Annotated in this window: 11 protein-coding genes; all 11 read right to left on the bottom strand. The window is 42.6% G+C overall.

The annotated features are described in order from the left end of the window. Positions 1 to 17 precede the first annotated feature (17 nt). The 11 genes from D6856_RS03790 to D6856_RS03840 all read right to left on the bottom strand — a co-directional run bounded on the left by D6856_RS03790 (position 18) and on the right by D6856_RS03840 (position 15,315). On the bottom strand, positions 18 to 1,607 hold the full coding sequence (locus D6856_RS03790) for a response regulator transcription factor (RefSeq protein WP_120685787.1): 1,590 nt from the start codon (positions 1,605 to 1,607) through the stop codon (positions 18 to 20). 13 nt (positions 1,608 to 1,620) lie between these two features. Beyond that, positions 1,621 to 3,444, bottom strand: coding sequence for a cache domain-containing sensor histidine kinase (locus tag D6856_RS03795; RefSeq protein WP_092245991.1), 1,824 nt, complete (start codon positions 3,442 to 3,444; stop codon positions 1,621 to 1,623). Between the two features lie 64 nt (positions 3,445 to 3,508). Further along, complete coding sequence (locus tag D6856_RS03800) at positions 3,509 to 5,149, bottom strand: GGDEF domain-containing protein (protein WP_120685788.1); 1,641 nt, start codon at positions 5,147 to 5,149, stop codon at positions 3,509 to 3,511. Between the two features lie 451 nt (positions 5,150 to 5,600). Beyond that, positions 5,601 to 8,063 (bottom strand): ATP-dependent DNA helicase, encoded by a 2,463-nt coding sequence (locus D6856_RS03805; protein WP_120685789.1) that lies wholly within the window; start codon positions 8,061 to 8,063, stop codon positions 5,601 to 5,603. A gap of 126 nt (positions 8,064 to 8,189) precedes the next feature. Beyond that, positions 8,190 to 8,399, bottom strand: coding sequence for an HPr family phosphocarrier protein (locus tag D6856_RS03810; protein WP_199704115.1), 210 nt, complete (start codon positions 8,397 to 8,399; stop codon positions 8,190 to 8,192). Between the two features lie 233 nt (positions 8,400 to 8,632). Next, entirely contained in the window at positions 8,633 to 9,961 is a 1,329-nt protein-coding gene (gene hflX, locus D6856_RS03815) for a GTPase HflX (protein WP_120685790.1), read from the bottom strand. Positions 9,962 to 10,018: 57 nt separating this feature from the next. Further along, positions 10,019 to 10,555 carry a histidine phosphatase family protein gene (locus tag D6856_RS03820; protein ID WP_120685791.1) on the bottom strand — a complete coding sequence of 179 codons (537 nt, stop codon included), beginning with the start codon at positions 10,553 to 10,555 and terminating at the stop codon, positions 10,019 to 10,021. A gap of 34 nt (positions 10,556 to 10,589) precedes the next feature. Continuing rightward, on the bottom strand, positions 10,590 to 11,009 hold the full coding sequence (locus D6856_RS03825; protein WP_120655838.1) for a GNAT family N-acetyltransferase: 420 nt from the start codon (positions 11,007 to 11,009) through the stop codon (positions 10,590 to 10,592). A 135-nt stretch (positions 11,010 to 11,144) separates the two neighbouring features. Continuing rightward, positions 11,145 to 12,863: an ABC transporter ATP-binding protein gene (locus D6856_RS03830; RefSeq protein ID WP_120685792.1), complete on the bottom strand. Its 1,719-nt coding sequence runs from the start codon at positions 12,861 to 12,863 to the stop codon at positions 11,145 to 11,147. Between the two features lie 4 nt (positions 12,864 to 12,867). Beyond that, positions 12,868 to 14,601 carry an ABC transporter ATP-binding protein gene (locus tag D6856_RS03835; RefSeq protein WP_120685793.1) on the bottom strand — a complete coding sequence of 578 codons (1,734 nt, stop codon included), beginning with the start codon at positions 14,599 to 14,601 and terminating at the stop codon, positions 12,868 to 12,870. Between the two features lie 99 nt (positions 14,602 to 14,700). After that, positions 14,701 to 15,315: a TetR/AcrR family transcriptional regulator gene (locus tag D6856_RS03840; protein ID WP_120685794.1), complete on the bottom strand. Its 615-nt coding sequence runs from the start codon at positions 15,313 to 15,315 to the stop codon at positions 14,701 to 14,703. Between the last annotated feature and the right edge of the window lie 161 nt (positions 15,316 to 15,476).

The raw sequence follows: 15,476 nt of genomic DNA on the forward strand, positions 1-15,476 counted from the left end.
TTAATTTATAAATTTCTTCACTTGCTCAGATTTTTCCTATATTCACTGGGGCTTACGCCTTCCGATCTTCTGAACACTCTGCTGAAATAATTATAGTCATCATATCCGACTTCAAAAGATATGGCTTCAAGCTTATTGTTATCATCCTTCATCAGCTCTTTTGCCCTATCCATACGACATCCTGTGATAAATGCGGTGATGGTCTCGTTGTATTTCTGAGAGAACTTACGCGAAAGATAGCTCGGTTCGACGAAGAACTGTTCCGCAAGATCTGCCAGTGAAATGCGCTCCATATAATGCTTTTCTATGTAATCGTGAATACTTTCGACCTGTTCACTGATCGAGCTGCTCTCGTTACCCTCGGAGCCTGATACGATCTGAAGCGCAAGTTCTATGTTTTCTGTGATTATATTTTTATTGAGTGATCTAAGGCCGTAGTTTATCGCATCCTGAACCTCTTCATAAAGTCTTGAATCTTCGCCGTGGGCAGAATCTGCAATCGTATTGAGCACTCTGGTCGTAAACTGCGTCACCTCAAAAAGAGTCCACTTCTGGCTGTCACACTTATTAAGCCCGGCCGTTTCCATCAAAACAGTCTTGGCCTGAGCAATATCTTTTTTACTTAGACAATCCGAAACGATCGATTCCACGCGGCTGTTGTATCTGTCCTGGAAATCCGAGATCTTTTTGGAGCCCTTGCAAACGACTATGCTGTGCTTGTTACCGAAGGGTCTGGTCACAAGATCAGCGATCATTTCGCGATAAACAGCGGCAATATCATCGAGTGAGGTTGCCTTATCATGGATAACCACGGTTATAGGTCCCTGTTTCTCAATAGGGAACGCCTCAAGAATGCGGTCTGCGATAAAGTGAAGTCTCGCCGGTGTTGCGTTGAGCTCAATAATGAATTCGTTAACCTTGTCGGTGTAGTTAAAGATAATCGTCCTTTCGTTGTCTATGATCTCTCGGAGTTTTTCCTTTAGAGCGTAGGACATCCTAAGAACATCCTTATCATAGCTCTGCTTAAGGATCTCAACATTATGGAACTTAACAAGTATTGTAGATATTTCCGAAAAGACCTTGGTGCTGGGAACATGAAATTCATTCCCCGGTCTGAATAATTTTCCGTTCAAAAGAGATGAGAACTCATCATCTTCAAGGAAAGACGAAACATAGTTTTCTCTTAAAATGCTGTCCTCTTTGTCCGCCTTTTCTTTTTCCCTCTCCTCCAAAGTCTTGAGTGCTTTACTAAGTGAATCAACGAGCTGTTCCCTACTTACGGGCTTAAGGAGATAGTCGATGCCCCCCGACATGAAAACTCCTTTTACTTTTTTAAAATCATCATAGCCACTTACTGCAAGTGTTATGATATCGGGATACTTACTGCTGATCTGATTCAATAGTTCAAGCCCGCTAAGAAACGGCATATTAATGTCTGTTATCACTATGTCGGGCTTTTCTTTGGGAATCCTTTCAAGAACTTCCTCCCCGTCGCAGGCAGGTTCAAGAAATTCTATGGAATAATCTTCCCAAGGCAGCATTCTCTTTATATTTTCACGGCTCCAAAGTTCATCGTCCGCCGCAAGTACTCTGTACTTTAACCCCATGTTGCTACTCCTTTTATTGGATTATACCTTCATTCTCTTCGGGATCCTCGATAGCTTTTACTATAGGCAGCGAAATAACCGCCTTGGTTCCCGTCTCGGAATCACTTTCATAGCGGATTCCGTAATTTCTTCCGTACACGCTCTTAACTCTGGCGTTTACATTCATGATACCGATGGATTTTCCCATCTCAATTCTTCCGATATTGGCTTCTTCAAGCTGTTTGTTCATAGCATCGGCATCCATTCCCGCGCCGTTGTCTTCTATCGTGATAATGAGCCTTCCGTCTTTATGCTTAGCTGAAATGATAAGCTCCTTGTCTTTTCTCCTGGTCTTTCTAAGGCCGTGCTGAAGCGCATTCTCAACGATCGGCTGAAGCGTGATCCTGGGAATATTGTCTCTTAGTGTATCAGAGTCGATATGATATGTATACTTCACGCTGCTTCCGTTTCGTACGTCCATAACATACAGATAGTTACGAACATGTGCCATTTCCTGCTGAAGCGTCGACTGCGTATCTGAAATATCAAGGCTGTATCTGAAAATAGCGGAAAGCGACTGGCAAAGTCCGCTTACCAGCGTGCAGTCCTGAGAAGCCGCAATGCCACTCATTGTATCAAGCGTATTATAGAGGAAATGCGGATTAATCTGAGCCTGCAAAACCTTGTACTGAGTTCGTTCCATCAGTACCTTGGCCTCGTACTCTTCCTCTACCATCTTCTGTATCCGATCAAGCATCTCGTTGAACTCTTCGCCCATTACCTTAAGCTCTTCACTCCATCCGGTCGTCCTTCCGACTCTTAGGTCGGTATCGCCTTCCTTGATCTGGATAATGGTGTTACTGAGTTCCTCTACCGGTTTATATATATATCCCGAGATTTTGGTTCCGAACAGTATCGTTACCAAAAGAATAAACAAAGCAATAATAATGAGCATACGCGCAAGGGCGCTCTGTGTCCGAAGCATAAGCGACTGCGGCGTCAGCATCACGATATGCAGATTATATTTTTCGGAAGCCCTGCTGTTAAGGTAAAAAGAGCCGTATTCATCTTCAAACTCAGGGAATTCATCCGAAGCTGTCGCAATAACCTTGGTAAGCTCGGAAAAGATCTTGCTCTCTTCTTTAGTCGTATTTCCAACCTGCGCGATAGGCGCATCACCTTTAGGCTGCAGCCATACATAAACATCCCTTGATGAAATATATTTACTCATGATATCCGCAAAATTCTGGGCATTGAAATCACAGATAAGATATCCGTACTGAGATCTTTTGTCGTCATAAGTGTGGAGTTTTAAACAAAATCTAAGAACATCCTGATTTGCTTCATCATTGTGATAACCCGAAAGCATAACCGCATAGTCATCGGAATTGAGATAACTCTTTAAATGAGCAACATTAACATACATATCCTTACCGTAAAGATCATGCGGATACTTGTTTGGCTGTTTTCTCCAGGAACTGATCAGATTATCTTCATTGCCATAGATATACAGGGCAAGCAGCTGATCGGAAGAATCAAATTTCTTTTCCGCAAAATGCCAAGCTTCCCAGTAATAGTTCAGAAGATTGTTTCGACCGGCATGATATCTCCTCATGTCGTATATCATTTCCGTTTCGGTATAGATGGTCTGCATCTTGACGATGAGTCCGTGAATATAAGAATTAAGCTCAGATTCTATTCTTTGAAGAGTCTCGTCGTTGTTAAGAAGACTTTCTCTTCTTATCTGCTGCCTTGATGTAACCTCAAAAGCAACCGTTTGTGCAACGATCGCAAATAAAGTGCAGCCGATGACCAGACTCAGAATAGCCTGACGCATTGTCCACTTGATATTTTTCATAACCCTTTTACTTACAAAGAAATCCCTTCAAAACCTAATACTTATATAGATTCACAGTCAGCGATCAGCTGTACTGGGCTTCTTCAAGCGACTCCTGAGAGATGACCGCCTTGTGAAGCATAACGATCTCGCCCTTCTTATGCTCTTTTACCTCATAAAGAGCATTGTCCGCCGCATACATGTAATCCCATAATTTAGTAGACTCTCTCGGAACAGAATTGCGTATTCCCTGAGATATAGTCACTATATTTCCCTCTTTCTGTGCCTTACTCTCTATCTTCATGTCATGAACGTCGTCCCTAAGCTCCATGGCATGACTCATAACCTCTTCATCCGTCATGTTCTCATATATGAGAACAAATTCATCCCCGCCGTACCTGAACGCATGAATGTTTTTATTTGATGCACATTTATGTGCGATTGCCTCAGCAATCCTCTTAAGACATACGTCACCTGCCTGATGTCCGTATGTATCATTGTATTTCTTGAAATTGTCAACATCAAGGATCTCAACCGCGAGAGATTTCTGCTCGCAATACGCTTTCTCAAATGCTTCATCCGCATACTTGTTAAGTCCGTATCTGTTGCCGAGTCCGGTGAGTGAATCCGTCTCAGCTCTTTTAAGCAGCCTGTAGTTCTCCTGCTCGATTGCCGAGAGCTTGGTCCTGATGTCGGTAAAGAACTTATAATTTACCAGGCTGTCTTTTTCCTGAGCAACCGAATAAAGATAATACTCTTCAAGTGCTTTGACCTTGTTCTTCTCATCCTTGATAAGGCTGTACAGCTCGCACTTTAGTCTGGCATGCTTTTTCTTCAGATATGAAATATTCATATCGTTGATGGATCTCTCTATATTTTTGACAATATAAACCACCTCATCAACTCTTCCGATCCTCATAAAGAATCGACATATTCCGAAAATATCCTCTACACAATCAAGCGGAAACTTGTTGGTCTGTATAAGTCTGGATAAAATATCGGAATACTTCTCAAACTCTTCCGTATTACCAAGAAGATAATTTCCTCTCATCCTGATGTCAAGAACGGGAATATCTTGAAAATACTCTCTGTTTACCTTGGGATCGTCCTCAAGTCTCTTAAGGCCCAAAAGACAGTTCTTAACGGATGTAGGCTTATTTAGCTGCATGTAGCAGTCAGCCTGGAAACAATAGCAGAAAAGAAGGTTTCTGTAATAGAGACTGTCCTTCTTATCACGTCTTATATGTTTGTATGCGGATCGGATATAAGGAAGTGCCTTCTTGAAATCTCCTATCTCGTAGTATATCTGACCGATATTGTACTCAAGGAGTCCGTAAACGGCACTGAGCTCATCCTCTTCATCATTACAGAGTTTGATCCCACTCATAAAGAAATCAAGAGATAATTCGAAATTACCGTGACTTAAGGCATCAATGCCCAGAAGATTGTAGCATCTTGCAAGATACATGTTCTCCCCACATGTCTGAAGATACTCCATCGCCTTGAGAAGACTGGAATTGAATTTGCGGTATTCTGTGCTGACCATATAGTACGCATCTGCAAGAAAATAATAGGAATAACCTAAAAGAGGAATGTCATCAACCTCTTTAGCTTTCCTGATAAGTCTGTTGCATATGGCTATGTAGCTGCCGGACATATTGGCCCTGGCAGTTAAAAGTTCTCTGTTCAGTGCCTGAACTTCCAAGTCGTAATCCAGTATGTTCATACCCCAACTCCAACTTTCCCTGGCTTGAAAACACCAACTAAGTGATACTTAAAATGATACCGCAATACTTATCCCAACCGCAAGCGCAAAAGCGTTAACTGACACGCGTGACGGTCATATTTTAGGTTTACATATTTTTATTGACCTTATTGGTCAGATGATTATTTTTTTACCGGTTATCGTTTAATTTCGTCATGGTTTTTAAACGCCCAATTCATGGGGTGTTATGAAGTATATTTTTCAACTAATCCCCAATTTCCACAGAGTTATCCACATGACATCGCTGTCGTTTAATTAAGACTTTTTTATCATTTATCTGACATTTTATATAATTGTTGTCTATTATCATACAATTTGAACTACTGTTCGGTTTACATAATTTATCAAAAATCTGATTTATGTAAACTTTTATCTGTATTTTTTCGCATCAGAGCAGTTTTTTGATATGTTTTTATTCCGGAAAGCTGCTCCAGAAGTGGGATACAGCGTTTTTGACTTCATCGGTCGAAACCGGTTTGCATCCGTACCATTCTCTGGGGAAAAGAGCTCTGTAACTGCCTTGCATGAATCTGTCATCAAGAAGAGCAACTATTCCCTTGTCCTCTTCCGTTCTGATAACTCTTCCCGCTGCCTGAAGTACCTTGTTCATTCCGGGGAATCTGTAGGCATAGTCAAATCCGTCTACGCCTCTTTGTTCAAAGAATTCCCTTATTATCTCTCGCTCATTACATACAAGAGGTATTCCGGTTCCGACAACAATAACTCCGATAAGGCTGTCGTACTTAAGATCTATTCCTTCGCTGAATATTCCACCCATGACGCAAAAGCCGAGTATATTCTTATCTTCTTCAACCTCTATGTCCATATTTATCACTTTTGTCAGATCAAGGTTGTTACCCTCGGAGAACCTGTCAAGGAATGACTCACGTGCATCCTCGCTCATATAGCTCTTTTGCACTACAAGTTCGGAATTATCCGGGTTATAGTATTCGCTCTCATAAATATCGAGGACCTCATCTAGGAACTGATGTGAGGGGAAGAAAATGAGATAATTACCGCCCCTTGCGCTGACTATATTGTCTATGTACGATGCTATCCTGCGATATTGTTCGTAGCTTCTCATGGAATATCTGCTCGTTACGTCTTTTCCGATAAATAGTCCCAGCCGTCCCGGATCAAACACAGACTTAGCGTACATCTCAAAGTCTTCATCCGTTCCTCCGAGTAGCTTTTTGTAATAGCGTATCGGAAGAAGTGTTGCGGAAAAGAGGATCGATGAGCGACCTCTTGCCATGCACTCCGAAAGGTTTGTGGAAGGATCTATACACGAAAGACGCACGATAAAGTCTCCCATTTCGTTAAACTCACTGTAGATAACGTAGTTCTCATCCACTTTGTCATATATGGTAAGAAATCTTGATATATCAAAATAAAACAGCAGAATGTCCTCTCTGCAGGGGCCTTCCGCATGATCCTCAAGATATTCCGACATGATGCCGGAAAGCCTGTTTAAAGGGTTTATAAAGCCGTCAATCCCGGTTAGGACCTTGCAGCCGTCACATTCTCTTTTCAGCTCCAAAAGAGCCTTGTTGCACTTATCGAGATGTCCCGCTATCCTAGGATGAAACTCTTTTATGGTGCGGGAAAGCTCCAAGAAGCTCTCTTTTCTAAGGGCAGCACTGTACATCTCCCTTCCTCTGTCTAGCAGGTTATGAGTCTCATCGACAAGGAATACATAATCTGATTTAAGTCCGTCAGCAAAGAATCTCCTAAGGTACACAAACGGGTCAAATACATAGTTGTAATCACATATGACTCCGTCTGCCCAAAGGCTCATATCGAGCGACATCTCAAATGGACATACTTCATGCTTGTACGCGTACTCTACTATCTTCTCCCTGTCAAAGCTGTCTTCATTGGTAAGAAGGTCATATATCGCGTCATTTATCCTGTCGTAGTGGCCGTTTGCATACGGACAAGCCTCGGGATTACAGTTTCTCTCTCCCTCATCAAGGAAGCATATCTTATCCCTTGCCGTTATCGTGACCGTCTTAAACTTAAGCTTCTGAAGGTCTCTTAGCGTATTGAAAGCATCTTCCGCCACTGTCCTTGTTATCGTCTTTGCCGTCAGGTAAAAGATCTTGCTTACCTTCTGCTCACCCATCGCTTTTACGCTGGGAAATACCGTCGTTATCGTCTTTCCTGTGCCTGTCGGCGCTTCCAAAAATAGCTTTTTGCCATGCACGATCGTTCTGTAAACGCCCGCAGCAAGCTCTTTTTGCCCATCCCTGTAAGGGAAAGGAAATTGTACTTCCTTGATGGAGGCTGTTCTTGTAAGCTCCCATTCATATTCAAAATCAGACCACTTAAGGTACTTCTCTATAAGCTCGTTGAACCACTTTATGATCTCATCCGCCGTATATGTCTGATCAAAATACTTGATCTCTTCGGTGTCCATATTGCAATAAGTCATTCTGACATCTATGGACGGGCAGCCCCTTTGAATGAGATATATCGCGGCATAACATTTAGCCTGTGACAGATGTACCGGCACAGGCTCTTTCATTTTAGCCAGGTCTCTGTATGTACCCTTTATCTCGTCGATAAGGGGCATCTGCTTCTTTTTCCCCTCAAACATGGACTGCTGGGGATCAAAAGCATTCTCATCATCAAAATATTTATCCAGTATGCCGTCCGCTCTTCCCTCGATAACAAGCTCGTATCTGCCTGTATTGTGGGTATATTTGAGAGGAACCTCGGCGTGATAATCCGCGCCCATGCTCTTTTGGATCATGCGGTGGATCCTTCCGCCCTCCTGCATAGCATCTGCGGAGACCTGATGTATTCTATTGTCTATATTTCCGCTTCTTAAGATAAATTCCACAAGTCTGCGGACCGAAATCTGTATCACCATAAACGAAAAGCTCTCCATGGCATATTTTATACCATGGAGAGCTTTTCTACCACAATGAACAATTATTTCTTTACTTCTTGGTACTGTCCGGCACGCGAACGGTTACCTTTGTACTGCTTATATGAATCAGCTGGCAATTGAAAGAGTATTAAGATAGTTCTCAAACTCCTGATCATAGCCGCTGTATTCAACAGTTAAAGTCTTTGTAAGATCCAATCCGAAAACACCAAGGATCGATTTAGCATCAACAACATATCTGTTATAGTATATATCTACGTCGAAGTCACATTTTGTTGCTGCGTTGACAAATTCCTTGACCTGACCGGGTCTTAGCATGATATTCTTCTTTATCAGCTGTTTCAACACAATCGTCACTTCCTTTCTTATTTGCAAAAGAAAAACTACATATAAAACTTATAAGACTATACCTTGTGGCAGCCGATTTGTAAATGGAAAAAAGTGACTATATATTGAAAAAATTGTGAAAATTATGTGTTCAATATCGTTAATCCGTACCGTTGAGCCATCCGGGGCCGCTTGCATGGCGGAATTGCACACATTTATCATCATTATGCCAAATATTCACCATATTTGCTCATATCTCCCTGTGAAAGAGTTGCAACAACTTTGATTCCCTCCGGAAGGTACTCCGTGCTTTTTACAACTCCTCTTTCGGTGAGCATACTGATCGTTCCGCCTTCTGAATAAGGAAAAAGAAGCTCACACTCAGTCTCTTTTTCCCCAAGCTTCTTTTCTATAAGGCTGACAAGCTCTTCAAGGCTGTCATCGTCCTTGGCACAGATGTATATTCTGTCATCCTTCGCTCTTGGAATATCCATAACGAGCATGTTCTCTTCCTCTTGCTGCTGCCTTACGATATCCGACTTATTAAACACATATATAACCGGAATGTCGCCTGCGCCTATCTCGGAGAGAGTTTTACCTGTTATCTCCATATGGTATCTGTACTCGGGATCCGAAAAGTCGATGACCTGCAACAGTATATCTGCGTATTTAGCCTCTTCAAGTGTTGATTTAAAGGCTTTTACGAGCGCATGAGGAAGCTCGCTTATAAATCCTACGGTATCGGTCAAAAGAAAAGGTCTGTGCCCGGGAGCTTCTATCTTTCTTACAGAAGTATCGAGGGTCGCAAAGAGCATATCTTTCTCAAGCACAGTTTTGTCGGTATCGCTTTCGCCTCCGTAGAGCCTTAAGAGATTGTTCATGATCGTAGATTTGCCCGCGTTGGTATATCCTACAAGCGAAACTCTTCCTATAGGAGAATTAAGCCTTCTGTTTCTCTGCGTATTGCGCTCTCTTTCGACATTCTCAAGCTCTCTTCTAAGCTCGCTCATTCTATGCTCGATGCGTCTTCTGTCGAGCTCAAGCTGCTTCTCACCGGAACCCTTGTTGGAAAGTCTTCCGCTTCCGCCGCCCTGTCTTGAAAGAGTCTTGCCCATTCCGATAAGTCTCGGCAGCATATACTGAAGCTGAGCGGATTCAACCTGAAGCCTTGCCTCTCTTGTTTTTGCTCTTTTGGCAAAAATCTGCAAGATAAGGCCCGTTCTGTCTATAACCTCGGTGTCCAGTATCTTCTCTAAGTTTCTCACCTGCATGGGCGAGAGTGAATCGTTGAAGATGATGATGCTTACATCAAGTATGTCCAGCGCGGCCGCTATCTCCTGCACCTTTCCGCTTCCGATGTACGTGCTGTTGTCGGGCGAATTCAGGGACTGTGTCACAACTGACGCAACCTCGATATCTATCGCCTTAGTCAGCTCTTTTAACTCATCCATCGAGCGCTCAAACTCGTCATCGCTCTTGTCTGTATTAAGGCCGACGAGAATGGCTCTTACCGTATCAATTTTTTGTATGTTTTCGTATAGTTCGTTTTTCATATATTTTCTTAGGTTATAGTAATATTACGATCACAGATTAATCAATATGAATCTCTTTTACTTTTCACATATAACATATTCACCGTTTTCATAGCCTGCCGCCTTTCCTTGGATCATGAAGCCTCTCTTTTTCATTTCAGAAAAAAGAGTGATCATAAAAAAACCATGAGAAACTACTGCGCAGTCTTCGTTTTTCACAATGATATCATCTATAAACTTGTTTGCTCTTATTACAGTATCTTTCTTGCCTTCTTTCGGCCTTTTGCTGTTAAAAAGCCATTGAAGTCTGGATGAAATTTTCCAAAATGCCAAAGGCAGTCTCTTGTTTGTTTTTATACTTGAAGATAGCGGAACTTCATCAAGGAGCTCAGTTGAAATGTATTCTTTATCTCCGAAAATATCCCTGGCAGTTGCAAGAGTTCTGGATAAAGAGCTTACATAATAAGACTTATAATCTCCGGCGGGAACATTATATTCCATCGTCAAAATCGGCGCTTCATCATACTTTTTTACATCTTGATCAAATTCCTCGGAGTTGCACCGCAGGTTCATTTTATAATCAACCACTCCGTGTCTGATAATTACAACCTTCATTTTCTCTCTCCTTCATAGCTGTCCTAATTGATTATTATGTATAGATCAACTTCCTAAGCGCCGGGCCCGCATTTTCATCGGGAAGCGCTTCAAAACCAAGCTTTTTATAAAAGCCGTCTTTTCCCTTTGCAGCGATGAGCTGAATGCTGAGTCTCGCGCCCTCAGGAGCATTGTTCTGTATCAGCTCAACAAGCTTATTAACTATGCTTGCGCCTATGTGATTTCCCTGATATTCGGGCCTAACCGTGACATCAACAATCGTGCAGTACATGCCGTCTCCGACAACGCTTCCCATGCCTACGGCCTTTTCGCCGTCTTTTGCTATTATAAAGTAATCTCTTTTATCCAAAGCTTTCTGAGACTGCTCGGGACAGAAGTTTTTAAAATCCACAGAAGCTCTGAGATCGTAATATGTTTCCAGATCAGGTTTCTCTTCGCAGTATCTTATTTCCATAGTTATCCTCTTTCTCGCGGACTATTGTTGTAATTTAACATTATAAGCACCGAAGCCTGCGCATACAAGTAAAAAAGCACCGGAAGCGGGAAAATATCCCGTTTTCGATGCTCTTAAAGCTAATTCATATAAATATCAAGAAGCCTGCAGTGAAACCATGTGGGCATAGGTGCCATTCTTATCCATGAGTTCGGCGTGAGTGCCGCGCTCTACGATCTTACCGTCGGAAACAACAAGGATCTGGTCCGCGTCGGCGATAGTCTTGAGTCTGTGAGCAATTACAAGAAGAGTCTTGTTCTTGCACAGCTCGGAGATTGCCTCCTGGATGGCACGCTCGTTGTCCGCGTCTACACTGGCTGTAGCCTCGTCAAGGATTACGATAGGCGTATCCTTAAGGATACATCTCGCAATTGATATTCTCTGCTTCTCACCGCCTGAAAGGGAAGCTCCGCCCTCACCGATCACAGTGTCAAAGCCTTCGGGAAGCTGCATTATAAAGTCATAACATCTTGCTTTCTTGGCTGCTTCCTCAACTTCCTCTCTGGTAGCGTCGGGTCTTGCAATGGCAATATTGTTGTAAACGGTATCCTGGAACAGATACACTCTCTGGAATACCATACTGATGCTGTCCATAAGGCTTCCGAGAGATACATCTCTTATATCCTCTCCCCTAACGCGAATATGGCCGTCTTTGATGTCCCAAAATCTAGCAAGAAGGGATGCTATCGTTGACTTACCGCCACCGGAAGGACCTACAAGCGCAGTCATTTCGCCCGCCTTTATCTTGAAGGAAACATCCTTAAGGACATCTTTTTGTGTATAGCCAAAGCTTACATTATCATACTCAATCTCAACATCTCCGGTTGCCGGAAGCTCTTTTTTCCCAAGATCCTTAAGTTCCTCGGCAGCAAACACCTCATCGATCCTGTCAAGGCTGGCAGCTGTAACAGTGAGTCTTGGCATGTGACCGTAGTAAGCCTTGATGGCAGCAAAGAGATCAAAGAGGAAAAATGCCATTCCAACCATATATTCAGGTGTAAAGATTCCCTTGCTGTACAGATATCCAGAAAGAGCAAGCATTATTGAACTTCCGATTCCAAAAGTAAGGTAAAGAGTTCTCGCACAAGGGCTGTAGGCCTTCTCAAAGCCGATAGCCTTGTCGCAGCTTGTTTTGAATTCTTCCGTAAGTTTTTTTGACTTCTCGCCAAGCAAGTTGTATGTCTTGATAATTCCCATTCCCTCAGCAAAATCAATAACTTCATTTGTAAGATCCTCAGCGACCTCCTGCTTGACAACGGAGTGCTTCATTGAGGTTCTGAGCATATAGTTACCAACAATAAGAAAAGCGCCCACGATAGCAAGTGACATGAGTCCCATGCGATAATCCATGACAAACATCATGACCACCATAAGTCCCTGAGAGATCATGAATGCCACAAGCTCGGAAAGAACACCCATACAGTTTTCCTCGATAAAGACCATATCCGTTGAGAGAACAGAGCTGATCTTTCCGATGTTACCCTCAGTAAAATAACCCATAGGGAGCTTACGAAGATGATCTCCCAAATTCAAACGCATATCCGCGAAAACCATGTATCCCGCTGCGGACATCAGCACATTGGTAATGTGCTCAAACACTGCCTGAAGCGCCACGCACACCACAAGAGCAAGGCCGTAGTACAGGCACTTTTCTTTGGTCATTGTATTTTGCATAAAAGAACTTATGGCCATAAAACAAAGTACCAAAGGAGCTTTCATCATAACTCCCTTAAAAAAGGATGTTATATATGAAGCTCGAATTCTTGCTTTAAATCTACCGGTAATACCTATAATCCTTTGAAGTATCTTAAACATGAGATCATGCCTCCTTTATCTTCCATAAGCTGGCGCTGACAGACGCATCCCAGAACTTCTTGTACTCGGGACAGGTTGTAAGGAGATTGTCGTGGGTATCCGCCGCGATGCACTCTCCCTCCTTCATAACACAGATCTTGTCCGCATTCTTTACTGTGGACAATCTGTGAGCTATTACAAGAACTGTCTTGTCCTTAACTATCTCGTCTATGGCTGCGTTAAGCTTGTCCTCGTTCTCGGGATCCATAAAAGCAGTTGCTTCGTCAAGAACGATGATGGGCGCATCCTTAAGAATTGCTCTTGCAAGAGAGATTCTCTGTCTTTCACCACCGGAAAGCTGCTTACCACCGTCACCGGCCATAGTATTGATTCCATCGGGAAGCCTTTCAAGGAACTCATCGCACTGCGCTCTGCTTGCCGCTTCAAGCACCTGCTCTTTTGTAGCCTTGGGATTTCCGATAAGAATGTTCTCATAAAGAGATGTATTAAAAAGAAATTGCTCCTGCGAAACGTATGACACCTGATCATTCAGGGCTTCAATGGTCATATCTGTGATATCCTGACCACCGATCTTGATTGAACCGCCGTCAAGATCGTAATAGTGAACAAGAAGCTTTGCAAGCGTAGACTTACCGCTTCCCGACTCACCTACAAGAGCCGTAGTTGTTCCCTGCTTAAGTTCAAGGTTTACGCCATGGAGAACCTCATCATTCTCATATGCAAATCTTACATTTTCAAAAGAGATATCCATATTTGTTCCCGCAAAGCCGTTCTTGCCTTCCTTGAGAGGCGGACGATCCATGAGTTTTTCAAGCTCATCAATCTTGTACTCAAGCTGGGGGAACTTACCCGCAAAGTTAAGAGCCTTTAAGAAAGAAGGTCCTACTGAGAAAGACATGCACATAACAAGCACAAGCTTATCAAGAGTAAGTGCTCCGGAAAGGATCCAAAGAGAACCCACAGGAAGCATGAGCAAAACAACACAAGGCATTACACTTGAATATGTAGCCATCCAGGGCCAGCATACCTTGTACCACTTGATGGTAAAATCGCGATAGTTTCTTACAACATCACCGAACTTCTTGTATGAATCGCCGTCCTTATTAAATACCTTAACAACCTCCATACCGTTGACATATTCAACGATGGTATTGTTCATGTGGGCAGCGGATTCATAATAGTCATTCATCATGGTAAATCCGGCCTTCATCATAATGCACATGGCAATTGCTCCCACAATAAGCGGAACAAGTGAAAGAAGTCCGAGCCTGAAATCCAGAACAAACATAATTACAAGGATCAGAACCGGAATGACGATATTGGCTATTCCCTCAGGAACAGCATGCGCCAAAAGAAGCTCGATCTGATCGATATCATCGGTAAAAATCTTCTTGATACGACCGGTTCCGAGATCCGCAATATTTCCAAGAGACTGCTTCTCAAGCTTACCCTGCAAAGAAATTCGGATATTCTTGAGAGTGTTGTAGGCACTCATATGAGAAAACTCAAGTCCCTGAACATAACTGTAAGAATATAGTATCTCGCAGATAAGAACACCCAAAACTCTCATCATCACAAATGATAAGCTTACACTCTCTCCTCTTGTAAGCGGCGCTATTATCTGATACAGGAAAAAATAAGGCACAACATTTGCCAAAATTCCAAAAGTCATCATAATAGCGGCCCAAACCGTGTACTTCTTGTACTCTCCGATGTACGGAGCCACCTTTTTAAACATCTTAGCCTCCTCCTTGGTTAGCATTTGCTAACTCTTGATCTATTTTTAAGCCGCCATTTAAGACGGCTCAAAATCAACATTATATTTATACAAAAGAAATCACTTAAGACCTACAACTCCCGGCCAGTCAAAGAAAGTGCACATGATCTTGCAATGCTCTTCTATCTCCTTACGGGACATACCGTGAACAAAGGGCTCATATATGGCATTCCAAAATGCCGTACACAGAACGTGCATCTCAGGCTTAGTTATCTTGGCCGTTGCACGCCCTCTCTTTTTGGTCTCCTCATAATATCTGTAATAGGAATCGGTCATACGTCTTGAAAATTCATTTATATAATTCTCATAGACAGTTCCCGATGCCTTATCAAGAAGAAGGATCAGATCCTCCCTGACATCCCAGAGAATATCAAACATCTCCATGGTCTTCTTCGGCGTCATATCCCACATATCATGCATCTCATCATCTGATAGCGGTGCAAGATCAAGATCCATACGTGTAAAGATATGCTCTTCTATAACATCAACCGCGTCTTGTACCACCGCGCAAAAGAGCTCTTCCTTGCCCTTATATCTTTTGTAGACTGCACCGGTTGTAACTCCGGCGTTGTCGCATATTCTCTTTAGCTCAGCCTTAAGAAATCCTCTTTCCATGAATTCCTTGCGGGCACTGTCAATGAGCCTCGGATCTATACTGGTATCTCTGACTGACATATTTTCCCCTCTTTTTATCACTGATAATTCAATTATCGATAATAGTATTATCACTAAGTCCCAAGTCTGTCAACCATGAGTTGTAAATCTCAATTTTTTTCTTGCAATATGAAGGAAAAAGCGATTTAATAAACTGTGGAACATTTATCATAGGATATATA

This window comes from Butyrivibrio sp. XB500-5 (assembly GCF_003625505.1).
Lineage (GTDB): Bacteria > Bacillota > Clostridia > Lachnospirales > Lachnospiraceae > Butyrivibrio.